The organism is Bacillus sp. FSL M8-0266, assembly GCF_038613425.1.
Taxonomy (GTDB): domain Bacteria; phylum Bacillota; class Bacilli; order Bacillales; family Bacillaceae; genus Bacillus; species Bacillus pumilus.
The window spans coordinates 384,572-406,823 of sequence record NZ_CP152015.1 but is presented as its reverse complement, the minus strand read 5'-3'; the positions used below and the strand labels follow the sequence as shown (position 1 = coordinate 406,823).

Annotated in this window: 3 protein-coding genes; all 3 read right to left on the bottom strand. The window is 46.1% G+C overall.

Annotated features, from left to right (window positions below; translation table 11 throughout):
• Positions 1-6 precede the first annotated feature (6 nt).
• The 3 genes from MKY83_RS01970 to MKY83_RS01960 all read right to left on the bottom strand — a co-directional run bounded on the left by MKY83_RS01970 (position 7) and on the right by MKY83_RS01960 (position 22,243).
• Positions 7-8,202, bottom strand: a complete 8,196-nt coding sequence (locus MKY83_RS01970) for an amino acid adenylation domain-containing protein (RefSeq protein WP_342488021.1) — start codon at positions 8,200-8,202, stop codon at positions 7-9.
• 13 nt (positions 8,203-8,215) lie between these two features.
• Positions 8,216-18,346, bottom strand: coding sequence for an amino acid adenylation domain-containing protein (locus tag MKY83_RS01965; protein ID WP_342488020.1), 10,131 nt, complete (start codon positions 18,344-18,346; stop codon positions 8,216-8,218).
• A 63-nt stretch (positions 18,347-18,409) separates the two neighbouring features.
• Positions 18,410-22,243, bottom strand: coding sequence for an amino acid adenylation domain-containing protein (locus tag MKY83_RS01960; protein WP_342488018.1), 3,834 nt, complete (start codon positions 22,241-22,243; stop codon positions 18,410-18,412).
• Positions 22,244-22,252: the final 9 nt, after the last annotated feature.

The following is a 22,252-nucleotide window of genomic DNA, read 5'->3' as shown; positions in this document are numbered from 1 at the left end:
ACGTTCTTACCCCTTTATCATCGTTTGAAGAATTCGTGCCAGTTCATCCGCCTGCGGCCTTTTCATCATGGTGACATGGTCTCCTTTGATGTGATAATACGAGCACGATCCTTTCGTATAAGCCTCCCAGTCTGAGAACTTCTTCTGGAAATCAATGGCGTGATCACTGCTTTGTACAATATAAAACGGCACACCGAATGGTTCTTTTTCTAATTCAATGGCTTGTGACATGATTGTATTGTGCGTTTGCATTTGCAAATATTTATCTAAATACTGATCATTCATAAATTGATGAACCACTTCATCCTTTTCTGCCTCTTTGAGTATTTTTTGCTTCACTTCTTGGAAGCTCAGCCCTTGTAATGCTTCTGGCTGAATGCCGACGAGATTCCCCATTCCAAGGACAAGCGCAAGCATTTTCACTTCTTCTTCGTTCATATCCGCATGGAGCGCCTGATCTGCCTCATCTCTTAACACCGGGACCGTATCTAAAATGATGAGTCCTTTCGGCGCTTTTCCTGCATGGCAGAGCCGCTGATTCATTCCGTAGGCAAGGTGCCCGCCCATTGAATGCCCTGCTAGATAGTCAACACCAGGTCGATAGAAGGTCTCAATGGCTTCAACAAATATGGACACAAGCTCTGTGTAATGGAGGAATTGCGGTTCTTCATCCTCATATAAGCCAGGAGACTGCAAGGCGTACACAGCGCCTTGATGTGTCATCAGCTTAGCCACATCGATATAGCCCATTACCGTTCCACCGGCAGGCGGTGCAAAGAAAATCCTCGGCTCGGCTGGATCGCCTTTTTTCAGCTCAATCACGTAGTCCTTTGGAGACCTTTCGACGTGCTCCCCGGCCTCTGGCATTGCATCCACATGTGCGGCTAGCTGAGCCGGTGCTGGATGCATGAAAATCCATTTCGGATCCACACGAATCCCCTGTTCTTTTAATTTGGCAACGGCTTGGATACTCATAATTGAATCACCGCCTAAATCAAAAAATGAGTCATGTATGCCTACTTGTTTGACACCAAGCACGTCCTTGAAAGCTGTGACAATCAACTGCTGTGTTTCGGTGACTGGTTTGTCATCTCCTTGAGAAAGAGAGATCGTTTCTGCCGGGTCTGGCAGTGCTTTTTGATCAACCTTTCCGTTTGTTGTAACTGGCATTTCGTCCAGAACGATAAAGTAACTTGGAATCATGTAGCCTGGCAGGCTTTCCTGTAAAAATGCTTTCCAGCCTGGAACAGGATTCGCTCCGTCTGTGACAAGGTAGGCCGCCAGCCGTTTTGAGCTGCCATACGTTTTGGCGATGACTGTACATTCTTTTACTTGTGGATGCTTGAGGAGAGCTGTCTCTATTTCTCCACATTCAATCCGGTAGCCTCTAATTTTCACGAGGTTGTCTTTTCGGCCGAGATATTCAATGGTGCCATCTGAACGCCATGTACCAAGATCACCTGAACGATACAGCCTGTCTCCCCCTAGTTCAGGGAATGGATTGTCTATAAACCGTTCATGCGTCCGCTCTGGATCATGAAGGTAGCCTTTTGCGAGCCCTGTGCCGCCGATATAAATTTCTCCTTTGACGCCTGCTGGCACTGGGTTGAGCGCATCATCTAGTATGACGACAGTTGAATTCGATACTGGGACACCAATCGGAACTGACCTTGCTCCCTCTGGCATGTGCGTGACTTGATGTGTTGTGGCTAAGGTCGTGTTTTCTGTTGGGCCGTAAGCATTGATGAGTACACCCTCCATATGCGGCAATGCCTTTCGTGCATGCTCACTAGACATCGCTTCTCCGCCAACGAGTAATGTGCGGTAGCCTGCTACACTTTTTGGATCGTGCTCCACCAGCCGATTGAATAAAGCGGTTGGCAGACAGTTGGCTGTCACTTGATGCACTTTGATCAGCCGTGATAATTCATCCATATTCAGTGCGGCATATTTCGGAATCAGAATGAGCTGACCGCCATTCAGCAGCATGCCCCACAACTCAAATGTAAAGGCATCAAAAGCATAGTTTGAGAGCTGAAGCATCTTATCATCTGGACCTAGTTTCATATAGTTTGTTTCTCGAACCAGACGGACGACTCCTGCATGGGGGAGCATGACGCCTTTTGGTGTACCTGTTGAGCCTGATGTATAGTTGACATAGGCTAACTGTTCTTCTCCAATGATTGATTGTTCTCTTTGATACACTGCATCTGTTACTGGTAATGGCTTGTCCATCTCAATCTTTGTACCTGTAAAGTCTACTAGACGCTCTATTAAATGAGACTGAGTGATGATCACATCACTTTGCGTATCGCGAACAATGAGGCGGATTCGCGCATCTGGATATTCTGGTGACATTGGAACATATGCAGCACCAGATTTGATGACGCCAAGCACTGAGACAATCATGTCAAAGGAACGATCAAAAAGCATCGGTACAAGTGAACCTAGTCCAACTCCTTTTGACTGCAAGTAAGCAGCAAGCTGTGTTGCCTTCTCATCCAACTCTTGATACGTCATGTGCTCTTCCAAATAAGACAAGGCAATGCGGTGCGGATCACGCTGTACCTGTTCTTCAAACAGCTCTTGAATGGTCCGTTTTGGATATGGCGTAACCGTTTGGTTTTTCCCTATGATCATCGCAGCCTGTTCCGCTTTGTCCATTAAGCAATAATTAGAAAATGTACGTTCAGGCTGAGCCGTCATACCATCTAGCAGATGAAGATAATAATTCATATAACGATGAATGGTCTCTTGATCAAATAAATCTGTATTGTATTCCACATGGATCGACAGCTGATCCCCCTGTTCAAATACATGCAGGGTGAGATCAAATTTAGACACTGTATGATGGACCATCACATGTTCACTTGTCAGCCCTTTGAGATTGACATGGAGTGAATCTGTTACATAACCCATCGCCACTTGGAAAATAGGCGATCGACTTAAATCTCTATCTAACGAAAGATCATTGACAAGCTTGTCAAATGGATAACGCTGATGCTCGAAGGCTTTTAACGTCATCTCTTTCACGTTTTCCATGACATCAGCAAACGTATCTGCTGTGGAGATATCCTGTCTCAGCGCGAGTGTATTCACAAACATTCCAACAAGCTTCTCTGATTGCTTGGCACCTCGCCCTGCGATCGGCGAACCAATGATGATATCTGTCTGTCCTGACAGCTTGTGAAGCAGGACGTAGTACGCCGACAGCATCGTCATGAACAGCGTTGTGCCCTGCTGCTTGGACAAAGCCTGCAAACGGCGGATAAGCGTATCTTCCAAGACAATTTGCTCTGTAGCGCCGTTAAATGTTTGAACTGGCGGACGAGGACGGTCAAACGGCAGCTCTAACACCGGAAGATCACCTTGTAAATGATCGAACCAATAGGCTTGGTCTACTTGATGATGCATTACTTGCTCATTTTCCCAATGAACATAATCTGTCCACTCAATTTCCAGCGCTGGGAGCTGCGGCGCTTCATCTGCAAGCAGCCCGTCATATGCCACTTCTAACTCCTGAATGAGCAGACTGAGCGACCATGCATCTGAAATGATATGGTGCTGCGCGCAAAGAAGATAAAATTCTTCATTGCCCATATCCACAATCGTCCACTGCGCAAGAGGCCCTCTTTCTAAATCATAAATGCGGTTCGCTTCTTGCTGAATAAGCTGATTGAGTCTTCTCGTTCTTGTTTTTTCATTAAATAATGAGAAGTTCGCAACTGTGACGGATGGCGGTAGGTCTTCACGTATCAGTTGAACCGGCTTGCCGCCAAGCGATTGAAAAGTTGCACGCAGTGCTTCATGACGTTTCGTTAAGAGACCAATCGCTTTTGTTAACGCTTGAATGTGCAGTTGTCCTGTCAGCTTCCAAGCACCTAATATATTGTAATGATGGCTCTTTTCTAATGTGGATAAGAACCAAATACGCTTCTGAGCATGTGACAGCTCATAGCTTGTTCGCTTTTCCAGCTTTGGAATATTGGCTTCCTGAACAGCCGGTGCCTCTTTGATGTCATCCACCATTTGCGCCAAATGTGCCAGATGCTTGCTTTCAAATAATATTTTTAAAGGCGCCTTGATTGAAAACTCATGATTGATCCGAGAAATGGTTTGAGTCGCCTTTAATGAATGTCCGCCAAGGTCAAAGAATTGATCCTCTTTGTACACACGATCAACGTCTAAAATGTCCTCCCATATGGAAGCAAGCATTTGCTCTGTTTTCGTTTCAGGCAATTGTTTTTCAAGAGGTTTTCCATTTTTGTGATGATTCAGCTTAAGGGCTTCATGATCAATAGAGCCATCTAGTTTTTTCGGTATTTCCTGTACTTGCTGAATATCCCAATCACCTTTTGTTCCACCTGCAATATCTTCAACATGCACTTCTTTGCCAGACCGAACCGTGTAAAAAAGCTTTTTCTCAAAAGTCGGTATTGGCGCTGGCTGAAGATACGCTGCGATTTCTGGATTGGCTCCGTCTAGGCCGATAAATAGATGCGCTTCATTCAGCCTAGCACCTAGACAGAATGAATGGAGACCTTGCTTCTTTCCAATCAATTGAAATCCCTTGCGAACGGTAAGGGCTGCGCCGGTATGTCCCTTAGACAAACCAAGATTATCCCACATGCTAAAGTTTAAAGAAATCGCCCGTCTTCCTTCTTGAAAGGTGAGCGTGTGCGCAAGCCCATCTAAAAAGCTGTTGGCCGCAGAGTAAGCTCCGAATGTTGTACCGCCAAAAAAGCCATTTACTGATCCAAAAAAGACGAGTGGTACTGCCGGGTCATGCTTGAAGGCTTCCTGCAGGACAAACGCTCCATCTGCTTTCCCTGACAGTTCCTTTGTAAAATCCTCTTCTGACGTATGCGCCAATGAATACTTATCTGTATGCTGAAAATGCTCAGACACATTGCCAGCACCGGCTAAATGCAGCACACCCCGGATGGTTTGACCAAAATGTTTTTCTGCTTTGTAAATCGCCTGCTCTACATCAGCTAAATCGGTCACATCCGCTTGTACATAGATGACGTCACCAAGGTCTTTTAGCTGTGAGAACGCTTCTTTCTTTTCCAAACTGTCTTCCAAAGAAGTCCTTCCAATCAATACAAGCTTTAGGCCAAATTGAAGCATCTGCTTAGATAGTTCAAATCCAATACCGCCGAGTCCTCCGGTCAGCAAATAAAGACCTTCATATTCTAAAAACCCTTCTGTTTGAGGTGCTTTCATCATATCGACTTTTTCCAGCTTTGGTACGAGCCTGTGCCCTTTTCGGTATGCCACCTCTGCTTTTATATGAATCGCCGACAGCTCATTAGCAATGTGCTTTGCATCCTGTTCCACTTGCTCCGCTTCAATATCAATATGGGACACCTCTGCTCCTTCCCATTCTTGCGGGATTGTTTTTAATAAGCCAACGAGCGACGTTTTCTCCACATGAAGATCGTCTTCAGCATTCACAAATTGACCACCCTTTGTCACCACAACAAGCCGGACTGGCTCTTTGTTTTCTTGCCTCCATGCTTGATACAAGTACAAAATCGATTGATTGGACCTCGCGTGCATTTCTGTGAACTGCGCAGGCTCAACAATGGCTTCTTTGTCTGTCACATTCCACAAATGGAGTATGCACCCTGTCTTTAATTCATCTGCTTCAAGTGCTGCAGCGAGCCTGACATAATCCCCCTTGATTCTCGGGTTCATCTGGTACATCCCTTTGGACAGACGCAAAAATTCATGTCCTTTTTTCACAGAAACATAGGGCTGATTTCTTTGTTCCAATTGGGCGTAAAGTGATTGGTAAAGCCCTTTTTCATCCTCGAAAACGAGTACATGATCAGCAGCAGGCTGAGACAGACCAATATGTTCCTTTGCCCAAGTGCGTTTGAAAAACCAATCTGGTAGTGTTTGTTCATTTTCAGAAGCAAGATCCAGTGCCCTTTCAATGTCACGGAATACCCCTTCTTTTAGCGCCGCGCCTAACTGAGCACGTTGGATCTTTCCACTTTCTGTTTTCGGAAATTGGTCTTTTTTCACTGGAATGATGTGATCGGGCTCTATGCCAATTTTACGAATAATGGCCTCTCTAATCTGCTGAATCATCGTGATTTGTTCTTCTAGCGATTCCTTTTGTGTGACAAAGAAGACGGCAAGCGTGTCGTTGCTTGATTCGGGATTGTAGATGCCGTACGCAGCGGCAAAGGTGACTTCCACCCCGTATACCTCTTCCACAACTGCTTCAATTTCGTAATTCAAATAGTTGGCTCCGTTGATGACGATGATGTCCTTTTCCCGGCCCGTCAGAACAAGACGCCCTTCGTGGATAAATCCTAAATCCCCCGTGTGAAACCAGCCATTTTCCGCAAATACCTCTTGATTGGCTTCCTCATTTTGATGATACCCCATCATAATCGTCGGACTCTTCACCTGTAAGCGGCCGACCTGATCTTCTGGCAGCACATGATGATGCTCGTCTACAATCCGAATCCATACAGACGGAATCGGTGCGCCGACTTCTGTAAACGTCATTTTGTGCGGATGATCTTGCGCCACGTATTGAATGTCACCTGTTAACGAGGTCTGATCAATCGTCAGTTGTCCATCCTGATCACCATGCCGCATGAATTTCTTTGATTGAACAATGGCTGAGGATGTTTCAGACATGCCGTACGCCGGCACCATCGCATGATGGCTTAATCCGTGCTGACCCATCATATGCATGAAGCGCTGCGTCACTTTTGGCACAACCGCTTCGGCTGCATTCATGATATAAGTCAGTGTGGAGAGATCCCAGCTCCCCTTGCGAATGTCGTCCTCATATTCATTCATCATCGCAAAAGCAAAATTCGGTGCCCATGTCCTTGTGACGCCGTATGTTTCAACCCAATCCAGCCACACCATCGGCCGCTCGATAAATTGATCGATGGATGGACTAATCTGCTGGCAGCCAAGGTAGACATCATGCACATGAAACATGACAATGCCTCCTACATGATCAAGCGGCATCCAGTTAAGCGACACATCCTCATGCGTAAAGCCATTTGTCTGCTCAAAGGAGATGATTCGAGATAAAATACTTTGATGGTTGTGACGAATACACTTTGGCACACCCGTACTTCCTGAAGAGAGCAGCTGAAGCACAGGCTCATCTGGCTCTGGCTCATAATGCTGTTCATCCGGTTCACACGCAAGCAATGTTTCTACTGTTAAAATAGGTATTTCTTTTGCCTCAAATGTCTCACGCAGCCCAGCAATGTCCTCAGCACTTGCTTCATTCGTAATAATGAACGGTTCATTTTGCAGCTGAAACACGCCCTTGAGCTTGTTCACTCCTTGATTCATCTCATCATAAACAGGCGGCACAGAGACTGGGGTCGGAATGATGCCACCGAGAATACAGCCCCAAAACACAGTGATGAAATCGTGATGATCTTTCAATTGAAGTAACACTTGATCGCCGTTTGTCAGCCCTGCTTTCCTTAAACCAGACAGAACCCGTTCTGCGTTTGTGAGTAACTCAGGATAGGTTTGGGTCAACGTGCGCCCGCCTTCTTTGATATAGATCACCCCGCGGTCAGGTGACATAAAGGCTGATCGAATCAACACCTCTGTCAGTGTGACAGGTGTGCCTGTTTTTTTGATGACATCCCCGCCATACACAAGTGCAGGCGTCTTTTCATGAGCGGATGCTTGCTTTGTTTCGCCCTCTTCATCCTTCGAGATCGATACGTTCCCTTGCGCACGCTGCCGATTAGGAAACAGATCATCTAGGTGATAAGGCGTTTGTTTTTCTGTCTGACTTTCAATGAGAGCAGCCACTTCCTCTACTCCATCTATAGCTTTCGTACGATCTTCTATCTTTCTCAAACTCTCTTCATCAATGATGTCAATCGAAAGCAGTGCTTCTGTATCGACCGCTCCACTTTCTGCCCTTGGCAAGGAAGGCAATAAGACGAGAGCGGCTGGCACTTCATCAGGGTGAAGCGCGCCTGTCATCAGATCCTCTCTTGTTAGCGAAGGGACCTTCGCCTGTGCAAATAGCACAAGCGAGAGGCTTCCTTCTTCATTTTTCTTCGGGATGAGTGCACATTCCTTTAGCGGAAAATGAAGCATCATGACCTGTTCTAATGCTTTGAGATCGATTCGTTTTCCGTTGATTCTGACGATATGATTTGCTGCATGTCCTTTTTTTCTACTCATTAACATCGTTCTTCTCCTCCTACACCCAATCCAAAATTTGAATCTTGTTTTTTTCAGTCCAAACGCCGACATCACCTGTCGGATAGAGGTATTCGCCTGTTTGATGTTTGAATGGATGCGGAATTTTATGCGTCTCCATCCAATCGGCAAGCTCTCCGCAAAGTGCCTTGATATCCTCTGCACCGATAAAAATATCTCCAGGAAACTCTACCGGCATGAGCTGATGCTCTTCGCTCAGGACATAGATTTCTGTCTCACACGAAGGATCATGCACACCTGAGTAGACCTCTTCTTGATCTGGGTACAGCACGCTGACTTGTGCGTTTTTCGCCCAATCGGTGATCATCCACTCTTTTTCTTTATTTGTCACGATCGTGAAGGAAGAGAGTGGTGTCTCCACTTGTTCTGTCATGGCTTCAAGTGTGTGGACCAGCTGCTGCATCAGCGATTGTATTTGTTTTTCTTTATATTGATTGAAGCGGTATGTGACCCGAAGCTCCAGCGTATCTCCCGGGACAGCCACAAGGGTCAGGTCATAGTTTGTTTCTTCATGACTGGCTATGTCTAAGATCCGTACACCATACGGCTCTACAGATTCAATCGGGTAGTTTTCAAACACGACAATGCTGTTAAACAATGATTCTCCATTCGGAATTTGGGTCATCTGCTGAATATCTGGCAGTACGGTATACTCGAATTCTCGCATGTGAAAAACCGTTTCCTGCGTCTGCGTAAGCAGCTCGGCAATGGTCCTGTCTGGTGTGATCGGCAAACGGAGCGGCAAGGTGTTAATAAAGAGACCTGTCATGCTTTCAACCTCTGGTAAGTCCGCCGGCCGGCCAGATACTGTGACACCGAACACAACATCCTCTGAGCCTGAATGAAGGTGCAAGAGCAGACCCCATGCCGCCTGAATCAGTGTGCTCATCGTGACCTTCTGTGTCCCTGTCATTTTCTCCAGCTTTTCCTGCATTTCAGGCGTCAGTTTGATACTAATTTGATCAATACCTGCTCCTTCATCCGAAGCTTGCTCTCCGTCTCCTGGAAGTGGTGTGACTTCCTCTACTCCTGACATATAATGTTTCCAGAACTCTTGCGCCTTCTCTTGATCCTGCTTTTGCAGCCACTCGATAAAATCTTTATATGGACGTACAGCAGGAAGGTTCATCTCTCGTTCATCCACAAGCGAGCGATATATTGAAAAGGATTCCTCAATCAAGCCGAACAGGCTCCAGCCATCAATTAAAATATGATGAAAGCTAAAAACAAACGTGCAAGTTTTCTCATCACGATGGAATAAAGCAATACGAATGAGCGGTTCAGCCGCATCTTCTAATTCAAAATCCTTTGAACGATCGGTTTGTAAATACTGCTCAATGGTTTTCTTCTGATCCATTTCACTCAGGTGGCGCACATCGTGCTGAGTGAGGTGAATGCTTCCTTCTGATTGAATCAATTGGACAGGCTCCTTTAGCCCCTCCCAAGCAAATCTTGTCCGTAAAATCGAATGACGTTCCACAAGCAGATTCCATGCTTTTTCATAGGCTTCGCCGTCCGTTAAGCCTTCGAGTGTCATATGCACCTGACCAAAATACGCCTGTGATGCTTGATCTAACAGTGCATGAAACAGCATCCCTTGCTGCATCGGAGATAGTGGATACACATCTACCACATTGTCTGGAAGCTCATCTATTTGCTTTTGCGTAAGCTGGATCATTGGAAAGTCAGATGGTGTAAAGCCGCCTTTTGTCTCTACACAATGCGTCAAAATGTCCTCCATTTTTTCTTTAAATCGTTCGGGTAACTGACGCACTTCTTCCTCCTGAAGCAGTTCACGATTGATCATAAAATTCATCTGAAGCTGACCACTGACAACGTATCCGTACACATCGATCAAATGCTGTCTTTCTGCTTTTGGGTCATGTACATGTCCATTTCGCTCATCTGCAATATACAGATTTGCCTCACCATCTATTTGATCTAACTGTCCAAGGTAATTAAAGCTCACCTGCGGCGCTGCCGTTTTAAGTAAACGAGATGCTGTCATGTATTGAAGTAAGCCATAGCCGATCCCCTTTTGCGGCACAGCTCTTAAGGTTTCTTTGACATCTTTAATTTGTCTCTCAACATCGGTTTGAATAAAAGGAATAAAAATAGGATAAGAGCTTGTAAACCAGCCGACTGTCCGTGACAAATCCATCTGTTCAAATAAATCCTCGCGTCCGTGCCCTTCTAACGTAATCAGTATTGGCTTTCCAACAGCTTGCGCAAGTGCTGACAGGAGTAAATCGTTGACCTCTGTTCGGTACGCTTGTGATGCGTGCCTTAGTAAAATGTCTGTTTGATCCTTCGTCAATTGAACAGTCAGGATCTCTGCATGTTCTTCTATATTGAAAAGCGCAGGTGGTTGAAAAGGAGAACCTTCTTCCTCTTGATTCATGATCTTTTCCCAAAAAGGAACCTGCTCTTGTAATTGATCGGTTTGTGCATATTCATAGAGTGCCTCTGCCCACTGCTGATAGGAAGCGGTTTTCTTTGCAAGCGTGATCTCCTGCCCTGCCGCAGCCTGCTTCAACCCATTTAATACATCTTCCTGTATGATGCGCCACGATATTCCATCCATCACAAGATGGTGGGCTGCGATAAAGAGTTCAGACGTACGATCACTTGTCTGAAAAAGAATGGCTTTGATCACTTCTCCCCGCTCTAATGACAGTGTTCCTTGACAAGCGCTTGTCTCCAAGCGGATTTGATCCAGCGCTTCCTCATGAGAAACATTCGTCAAATCAAAGAATGTGACACAAGGGGTGATGCCAGGCGCACGAATGGTTTGAATCCATGTGCCGTCTGCTGCTTTTGTATAAATCGCTCTCAGCATATCGTGATGATCGACAAGCTTTGAAAGAACTTGTGATAACTGCTCGGGTTGTATAGATTGCTTGAATTCAATATGAGCTGATAGATTCCAATAATCTTGGTTTGTCATCGATTGCTCAAGGAACCAAGATTGGATTGGAAGCAGACGAACATCTCCTGTAACAGGTGATTGATCATAAGACACAGATACATCTGCTTTTTTCATAGCACGTGCCAGCTGTGAAATGGTCTGTTTTTCAAATACATCTCTCGGCTGTATGATGTAGCCTTCCTGTGCAAGGCGTGCCACCATTTGTATGACAATAATAGAATCTCCGCCAAGCTCAAAGTAGTTATCATGAACACCAATTGAAGGAGTGCCAAGAAGCTGAGTCCACACTTTTTCCAGCACTCGTTCTTCCTCACTGAGTGCCTGTTCTGCTGGTTTGTCTGCTTCTTCCTGTCTCCACACTGGCGGCGGGAGACGCTTTTGATCTACCTTGCCGTTTGGCGTGAGCGGCAGTTCCTCGAGCTCTATGAATAGGCTCGGTACCATATAATCTGGCAGTCTATCATTTAATTTGCGGCGAAGGTCTTGCTGGGTCCATGCACCTTTTTGGACAAAGTAACCGATGAGGCGCTTATGACCACTCCCGTGCTGATGCGGAATGACCGCACATTCTATGATGTCTTCAACACTCAGCATAGCGACTTCAATTTCTCCACATTCGACGCGATGTCCGCGTATTTTCACTTGATGATCGATTCTTCCAAGGCAGTCGATGATGCCATTTGGGAGCCAGCGGCCCATATCACCTGTTTTATATAAACGCTCTCCTTTATGGAAAGGATGCGGGATAAATGATTGCGATGTTTTTTCTTCATCTCCAAGGTAACCTAGTGCCAGCCCTGTTCCTCCAACATAAATCTCTCCAATGACACCTTGCGGAACCGGCTGCAGCTGGTCGTCTAATACATAGGCTTGTGAATAAGCAATTGGCTGACCGATAGGGACGGTCGTCTGCCCTTCGTCTAATGAGTGAATGTGATGCACACAAGAGAACGTCGTGTTTTCAGTTGGTCCATAGCCGTTTAAAAGCCCTTCAGGTAAATACGGAAGTGCCATACGAATATGAGCAGCTGAAAGCGCATCACCACCGACCAATAATGCATCGAATCCAGATAAAGCTTCTGGATGTTCCTCTGTCAATCGGTTGAACAGCGGCACTGTCAGAAATCCTGTTGTGATCTTGTATGATGTCAGCGTGTCAGCCAGTGTATCCATTGATAAAACCGTATTTCGATCGGTGAGAATCAGCCTTCCCCCGTTTAGAAGAGCACCCCATATTTCATACGTAAAGGCATCAAAGGAGAAGCTGGCAATTTGTAAAATGCGCGTATGTTCATCAAGGGTGACATAATCCGTTTCACAGACAAGCCGGATGACTGCTTGATGCGGGATCAAAACCCCTTTTGGCTGTCCAGTTGATCCTGAAGTGTAATTGATATAAGCGAGTCCATCAGGTTTTAAGGCAGCAGGTATGAGTTCTGCTTCTGTTAAAAATTCTTCATATCCCTCATCAAGACAAATGAGTTCGGTTTGACTGATAGACACCTTTTTCAGCCATTTATTTTTTGTCAGTAACAGCTGAATACCTGTATCCCTCAGCATATAATCAATGCGTGCATCTGGATATTCAGGATCAATCGGCACATAGGCGCCTCCTGCTTTCACAATCGCCAGCACCCCAAGAATCATTTCAGGCGACCTATCGATGAGCAGCCCTAATGGTTCATGCGGTGTCACACCTCGCTGCTGAAGAGAAGCCGCAAGCCGGTCGACTTTCTCTTGTAACACGCGATACGTCCACTGCTCTTCCCCGAATTCGAGAGCGATGGCATCGGGTGACTTTCTCACCTGGGCTTCAAACCGTTCCGTGATGAGAAGCGGGCCTGCATGCTGATCTGTTTTGCCGCTCCATTCATAGAGCAGCTGATGCTTCTCTTTTTCTGACAGGTAATTCATTTGTCTAATCGGCTGTGCTGGATTTTCACAAATACGCTCAAGCAGATGCTCGTAGTACCGAAGGAACCGATCCATCGTATCGTCAGAAAATAAGTCCACATCATACTCCAGTTTTAATTGAAGACCCTCCGCTCCTTCAAAAACAAACAGAGATAGATCGAATTTGGCGGTATCGTTATCTTCAATGGCTAAAACAGATGTCGCCTCTCCCATCGGAGAAGCCTCAAGCGGCAGATTTTGCAAAACGAACATGACCTGAAACAGCGGCTGTCTGCCAGCCTCACGTACAATATTCAGCTCATCTACGACCATTTCAAACGGCACATCCTGATGCGCATAGGCGCCCATTGTTGTTTCTTTCACCCGTTCTAATAGGTCAGTGAAAGCAGGATTCCCGCTATGATCGATCCGAAGTGCCAGCGTATTGACGAAAAATCCGATGAGCTGCTCCATCTCCGTCCGATTTCTCCCAGCAATGACTGACCCAATCACAAACTCATCCTGTGAAGACAAACGGTGCAGCAATGTAGAAAAAGCGGTCAGTAGCGTCATATAAAGGGTACTGTCAGTTTTTTTAGAAAGCTCAGCCAGCTGATCTGATAGCGACTTCGACAGGTGGTATTTTTTCGTTTTTCCCTTGTAGGATTGAACGGCTGGCCGCGGGTAGTCATACGGCAAAACCAAATCTTCTACAGGGACTGCAAATTGCTCCTTCCAATAGGAAACCTGCTTTTGAAGCGTCTCTCCAGTCAAATACTCCTTCTGCCATAGGGTGTAATCCGCATATTGAATCGGCAGTGGTGAAAGATCAGGTTCTCGGCGGTCAATCATCGCTGTATACCATTCAGACAGCTCTCTTGCGGCAATCCCAACCGACCAGCCATCTGACACAATGTGGTGAATGGACATTAGCAGCAAATGATCTGTTTCCGACAGACGAATCAGTTTTACCCGAAAGAGCGGATCACGCTCTAAGTGAAAAGGTGTGCTCGCCTCACTTTTTGCCCATTCAGCCGCTTTTTGTTCTTTTTCTTCCTGTGACGTCAGATCTGATAGATCCACCACTTCAAGCTCTGGAAGGGTCATATGCTCATGGATGATCTGCACCGGTTCATCGCCGCTCATGGTAAAGGAAGTTCTAAGCGACTCATGCCTTTGCACCATTTGCTGAAGACTGCGCTGAAGCACCTTCACATCTAAAGGGCCATTCATCCGAAAGGAAATTGAATTATTGTAAAAAGGCAGATCAGGCTGTAATTGATAGAGAAACCACTGTCTTTGCTGGGCATAAGACATCGGAATCTCCTGACCCTTTGCCATTTTCCGCACCTGTACCGCTTCATCCACTTTTGCATGCGAATCGATCCATGCCGCTAATTCCCCAAGTCTCGTATGCTCAAAAAGAACAGCGAGCGGCACGTCAAATCCCATTCTTTGTCTCACCGCAGACAGCATTTGCGTTGCCTTGAGCGAATGACCCCCGAGTAGAAAGAAATGATCACCACAACTGACATTTGAGACATCAAGCAACTCGGACCAAATGCTTGCCAACAGTTTCTCCGTCTCCGTTTGAGGCGCTCTGTCCTCGGCTTCCTGGCCACTTTCCTCAATGAGTGCTTTGAAATGCGCTTCATCCGGCATGCCATCCTCGAATTCTTTCCAGTATTCCTCAGGAAATAGATGGACGGAATATTCACCAGATAGATGAGTCTGCAAACACGTATAAATGGACTGATACAGCCGTTCTTCAATGGCTTTTGTTTTGTCGGTTTTGAAAAAGACATACACGGCTTTCTCTGTTCGACTCTCCGCATGAAGCAGTTCTTGAATGTCCTGCTTCGACCGATCTAATCCCATATAAATGAGAGGTGCATCTGTCATCAAACATGCCAGTATCGTCTGCAAGCCCGCCCGCTTCGGAATCGGAAGATAGCCTCTTTCTTTTAAGATGCCTTTGATCATCGAACCCTCGCTCATGCCGATCTCATCCCACATGCTAAAGCTAAAGCAGTACGGCTTCACGGTAGATGTCAGCCTCTGATAATGAGCAAATTGTTCAACGAACTCATTGGCAGCGCAATAAGCGCCTACGGTCATCCCGCCCTTTAATGTTCGTGCTGATGAGCTAGAAAGAAATAAGACGTTCTGCCGTTTAGAAGCCGCTTCATGAAGCGCAATCGTGCCATATACCTTTGCTTCGTACATCGCATGTAAGGACACAGACGTCATGTCAGCAAGCAGCTCTTCTTGAATGATGCCAGCGAAATGAATCACGCCATGCAGCCTTTTGCCCCGAGCCACCTCTTGTCTCGAGATAAGGGCTTCAAGGGCTTTTGCATCCGTCAAGTCCACTTCTTCATAATGAACAGTGCCGCCGCGTTTTTCCGCTTGTTTCTCAAGTGAGGTCAATACGTCTTGCTGCTCCGCAGATAAAGCTTCTCGTGCCTTTCTTCCAAGCAGCACAAGATGCGCTTGATAGGATGTTAGAAGATGCTCACTTAGCATCCGTCCTATTCCGCCAAGCCCGCCTGTCATCACGTAAAGCCCCGATGATTCAAATGGCGGTTTTTTCCTCTTTTGTTCCCTTTCCAGATGAAGCGGCGCTATAAGAGGAATATAACGAACACCTTCGCGATAAGCAGCGACATGATGACTTGTGCCATGTATGAGCTCTGTCATGATCGCCGATACATGAGAATGACCAACCGATTCTGTTAGAGAAAAATCAAGACATCGCACCTTGATAAACGGCCATTCATGCTGAACAGCTGTCATCAATCCCGCTGTTGTTGCTTTTTCCACATGATGTACTTTGTCTTCTGGCAAATTCATCGCATGAGCGGAGACAAAGGTCATCTCTACAGGTTCCTCATAGGCGGCGATCGCTTTTGTTACATACAATGCACTCATGCTGCCAGCTTTCTGTGCTTCCTTCGCTATTTCCGCCTGTAATGTGTCTTTTTTGTTTGTGTAGTTCCAAAGGTGAATGATTTGTTTCACCGAAACGCCATACGAACGGAGCGTCTCAAAGAGTTGTTCGTAGTCTGACGGCCGATTCGGGTGGATGATGAAGTGAGTGGGTGTGAGTTGTGTGAATGCTTGACCCGGCTCAACCGTGATATAGGTTTGTTCATGGTTTGAGAGGAATTTCAATTGATCTGCAAGCCCTAACTCATCTGCAAAGATCACCATGTCCCCTGCTGTTTGCTTTTCGGTTTCATGAAGCGGAGCGGGTGTCCACTTCTTTTGATAACTCCAATCAGGCAAGGTGTGTTCATTTTCAAGTCTGATGTCCAGTTCCTTGATGATTTCGTCGAATTCACCTTCCTGCCACCTTGTCTTGAGCTGTGCCCTTTCTATTTTTCCAGAGCTTGTTTTCGGAAAGGCATGCTTCTGGACCGGAATAATCCTTGATGCATTAAGACCCATTTTTGTTGCAATATGGGTTTTGATATGCTGGCTAGCCCTCATGATATAAGCAGGCTCATACAGCTTCGGTGTAAAAAAGAGAATCAGTTCATCGGATGCAGATGCCTCCATCCGAACGGAGCAAGCTGCCACAAAGCTTGTTTCTACGCCGGGTACTTCCTCTGCCATGGCTTCAATTTCATAGTTGTGATAATTTTTCCCGTTGATGATGATCATGTCTTTTTCTCTACCGGTTAATGTCAGCCTTCCTTCATGCAGAAAGCCTAAATCACCCGTGTGGAACCAGCCCTCTGTTTGAAAAACCTCTCGATTCGCTTCGTCATTCTTGTAATAGCCCTTCATTGTCGTCGGCCCTTTGATTTGCACGCTGCCAATATGATCTTCGGGAAGAAGCTCATGCTCATGGTTGACGATACGAATCGTGATACCCGGAATCGGTTTCCCGAGCTCTGTAAAGCTGACGGTTCCTGTCTCACGTGCCTTCGCTGGTCTTAGCTGCTCTGTCAGCGATGTTTCTTCAAAGGTCAGCACCCCGCTGTTTTCATCTCCCCGCTCAATCGCAAAAGAGAAGACAACAGCTGATGAGATTTCTGACATGCCAAATGCCGGTCTGATGACGTCTCCTTTTAAGCCGTGCGGAGCGAGCAGGTGTAAAAACCGGTGGATCGTCTTCGGTACAACCGCTTCTGCCCCATTGATCATACAAGTCATAGCAGAAAGATCCCAAGACCCTGAAGAGATTTCTTTCTCATAATCATTGATCATCGCAAATGCGAAGTTAGGTGCCCATGTCTTCGTTGCACGATAGCGGTCCATCCAGTCAAGCCAGCGCAGCGGATGAGCGATGAAGTCATCTGTTCTTGCTCGAATTTGCTCACAGCCTGTGTACACATTGACAAGATGGAACATGACAATGCCGCCAATATGATCTAATGGCATCCAGTCTAACGAGACATCTTCTTGTGTAAACCCATTGGCTGCCACTGTTCCTTTGACATTTGCCAGCACACTTCTATGAGAATGCTCTACGCATTTGGGCATCCCTGTACTTCCAGACGTTAAGATAAAAAAGACGGAATCATCGGGCGTGACTGGGTGTGCTTCTAGATCTCTTTCTAAAGTAAGCATTGGTTCAACGGCTGCAACACGTAATTGATCTGTATGCCACAGTAAAGCTAATCCTTGCACCTCATCAATCAGCGAGTCATCCGTGAGAATGAGCGGATGCTCCAGCAGGTTCCAAGCGTGATGAAGCTTCTTCACTGAGGCGTTCATTTCACGATAGGTCGGGGCTGCTGATACAAGTGTTGGGACAAATCCGCCTAATACACATGCCCAAAAGGCCGTGACCATCGCATGATTCGATGAAAATTGAAAGAACACAGGATCTCCAGGCTCAAGGCCTAGTGCCTTTAAACCCGTCAGAACTCGCTCGGCATCCTCCTTTAACTGCGCGTAGGATTGCGTGAGCTCGTTTTCACTATTGATGATATAAGTCAGCCCGTTTGTTGTTTTGGCTGCCTCAGTTAGAGCGTCCTGCAAGGTTTGAGCTCCTGCACGAACATCTATATCCCCTCCATAGGAAATGGCAGGGGGCATGTCCGCTAAAGCAGGTGAAGCCATTTGCGTTTGTATCCATTCAGCTGCGGCCTCCTGCTCCATGTGATGGTCTAGAAATAAATGAGAGAGGTGATATGGCCGAGGTCGAATGGTTTTTTCACGAGAAAAAACAGCGAAGCGTTCGATTTCGTTGGTTTGTAAAATGGTATTCTGTACATCTTGTAAAATCGTATCCATTGATTCATGTACATTCGATTGATTAATGATTGATGGTTTCATATGAGTTCCTTCCCTTTTTTGTCAGGCAGGGCTGCCAGTGTGCACCCCTGCCTCATCTAAAGTTTACAAGACTATTTCTTTATTTTTATGATGGACTATTTCTTTAATTAGCTGTGCATTTCGGGCGGCACATTCTTTGTTTTTGAACATGTCCGCGTGCTGACCATAGCCTTGATATTGGCGATAAGCACCGGTCGTCGCAGCTTCCCAACTTTCCATCCAGTCTGGTATCGCGATGTGCTCTTCGGATTGGATAAAATCAATGTCTGCTTGTATCTCTCCCTGGTTCACCCCCTTAACAAAAGTTTCATAGTAAGCCCTCGTTTTTTGAGCAAGCTCGTCTTGAATGAGCTCCGCTTGGGCAAGTTCACTTTGCTTCGACTGATGGACGATCGCTGCGATATCGTCATCAATGGATCGTCCTTCTAAATCACTTTCTCCTATTTTCTTATAGGAATCGATCATGATGACTTTTTCGACGGTCCGCCCTGCTTGTTCGAGCGATTGAACAAGCTCAAAGGCTAGGTAGCACCCGCCAGAGTAACCCATCAAAGTCAGCGGCCCTTCAGGCTGAAGGTGCTGGATATGCTGAACGTATTGCGTGATTCGGTGATCAGCTTCAATAAAGTCAAAGGCGATCAAACGAACACCATCGAGCGTTTTTGCGGCTTCCTGATAGATAAAGCCATAGCCTGGTAATGGCGGTAGAGCAAAGACTGTTGGCGTTTGAGATTCATTGAATACAAGATAGCCGGCGGCTTCCTGATCCTGCTGTTGAATATAACGGCTGATTGCTTCAATGGTAGGCGTCTCAAACAGCAAGTGAATGGGCACCTGAACATCGAATTCCTTTGACACCTTGGATAAAAGCGACATCGCTTTTAATGAATGCCCGCCAAGCTCAAAGAAATGGTCATCTGTGCTGATATCTTCTCGTTCAAGCACTTCCCGCCACATCACAAGTAGCTTTTGTTCTACCTCATTTATCGGAAGCTTCACATGACGGTTTCCTTGAGACACCTCTGGCTTTGGCAGCTGACGTTTATCAACCTTTCCATTTGGCGTAAGTGGCATTTTCTCAAGTCTGATCAGGTCATGAGGCTGCATGTAAGCCGGAAGTTTCCCCTTCAGCCCTGATTTGATCACATCCAGTTTATCCTTCCACTCCTCCTCACACGTCATATAGGCGAGCAGCCTTGTATGCTGCGTGTTATGCTGATCAGCTATAAGGGCCACTTGTTTTACACCTGGATGCATGAGAAGGTGGGCTTCAATTTCTGTCAGCTCAATTCGGTGACCGCGAATTTTCACCTGATCATCCACTCTGCCTGCATACTCAATCAAACCGTCCGTTCGAAAATAAGCCAAGTCTCCTGTACGATACAGCCTTTCTCCCGTAGCGAATGGATGCGCGATAAAGGCTTGTTTTGTCAGATCAGGACGATTCAAATACCCCTTCGCAAGCCCTTTGCCGCTCAGACAAAGCTCTCCGACCATTCCAATCGGCTGAAGCTGCCTGTGCTGACTCAATATATAAGCACCCGTCTGGTTGAGCGGCTTTCCGATTGGAATCGAACGGGCTTCCATCGGCAGAGCCTCATCGACTGGATAATAAGTGGCGAATACTGTTGATTCGGTTGGGCCATAGACATTGATGAGTCTGCCTTTCCCCATGACAGCAAAGGCTTTCCTCACATGCTGTACCGATGCCCGCTCTCCGCCGAATAGCACCTTGCGCACACTGCGCATCCAGTCGGTTTCTTCATCAACAAGGAGATTAAATAATGCCGTTGGAACAAACATGACAGAAATGTTTTCCCTTTTAATCAATCCCGTCAGCTCGCCCATGTTTAAAATGGTCTCTTTTTTCGGCAAGACAAGCTTCGCTCCGTTTAAAAGTGCGCCATACACATCAAATGTAAAGCCATCAAATACGCTGTTGGATAATGACAGCAGTGTATCTGTTTCTGAAATGGTTAAGTAGTTTGTATTTTTGACCACCCGGGCAATATTCGAATGGGTCGTCATGATGCCTTTTGGCTGACCTGTTGTACCAGACGTATACATGATGTAAGCCGTATCGTGTAAACCTGCTTCAAGCGGCAGATTCTCTGAGCTCATCAGTGAAATTTCTTGATCATCTGCAAACAGATACTTTCCATCAAACGCAAGTGCCTTCACTTGACCGATAAAGGATGAGTGAGTCAGAACATGCGTTGCCCCGCTGTCTTTAAGCATGTATTGAATGCGGCTTTCGGGATAATCGGGATCAATAGGCACATAGATTGCACCTGCTTTTAAGACAGCCAGCAGGCTGACAATCAGTTCAGGCGTGCGGCCGGCTAAAATGGCGATGACCGTTTGATGCGTGACCCCATTTTTTTGCAAATGTCTTGCCAATCGGTTAGCTTGTTCATTCAGCTCCGCATATGTCATCGTGTGCTCACCTGCTGATAATGCGACCGCATTCGGCTGTTTGCGGACATTATGCTCAAACCATTTCGACAAATATAGCTGGTCATGCTCAAGCTCGGGCGCATTCCATTCCTCAAGAATCAGCTGCTTTTCCTGTTTCATGACAAGTGTAAGTGTATGAACCGATTGATCAGGATGCTTGATCGCCTCGCTCATCAATAAACTCAGCTGCTCCTTTAACCGTTGAACAAATTGAGGATCAAATGCTTTTTTGTTAAAGGCCAGCTTCAATTGCAATTGTTCTCCTGGTGATGCCAGCAAATTGAGATCATAGTTCGATTTTTCATACACATTCATGTTTTCCACAGTAAACCCTAACCGCGCCTCTTGCTCGTCCTTCTTTGCGGCTGGGACATTTTCAAACACGACAATATGATCAATGAGTGGCTGATGACCTGTCTTTGCCTGAATATCATAAATCGGAATATATTGATGCGGCTCAGCCGCAAGAGACTGCTGCTGCGTTTCTGACAGAAGAGAACGGAATGTCATGTCATCTGTCAGCTGAATTCTTCTTGGGATGACATTGATGAACAAGCCAACCATTCTGTCAACACCAGCCAAATCTGCCGGACGCCCCGACACAACCGTGCCAAACAGCACATCATTTGAACGCTGATATCTGCTCAGCAGAATTGACCAGACCGATTGCAGCACACTGCTTAACGTTGCATTTTGCTGGAACGCTAACTCTGATAAAGCAGCCGTTTCTGCCTTACTCATCGACCATTCCAATTCGCCTAATTCATGTTCATTCGTTTGCTTTCTCTGTTCTTTAAAGGTAGATTGCCCATCAAACCCGGCTAATGATTGCTGCCAATATTGAAGTGATGCTTGTTTATCTTGTTTTTCAAGCCATTGAATATATTCTTTGTACGGTTTAACCGGTTCCAGCTTGTAAGGGATGTCATGTAAAAGGGCATGATAAATCGCAAATAACTCCTGCACCACAAGCCCAAAGCACCAGCCATCAAGAAGGATATGATGATAGCTCCATATCCAGCGATAGCTGGCAGGGCCCGTTTGGAAAACAGTTGCCCGCATGAGAGCATCCTTCGAAAGGTCAAATCCTCTCAGGCGATCCTGTTGTTTAAATGTCTCAAGACGTACAAGCTGTTCGTCTTCAGAAAGATTCTGCATGTCCACCACATCAAGCGTAAAAGGACGTTTCTTCAGCACAACTTGGACAGGGCGCTTCACTTTTTCGTGGAGAAATACGGTACGAAAAATATCGTATCGCTCCACGATGACATTCATGCTTTTCTCAAGTAAGTCATGACGCAGTGTACCCTTTACGTTCATATCCATTTGCTCTACATAAAAGCCCTTTTCTTGGTGATGGAGGGTATGAAACAGCATGCCTTCTTGCATCGGTGACAGATAATACATGTCTTGAACTTGATCCCTTTTAAATGAACTCATCTATTTCAT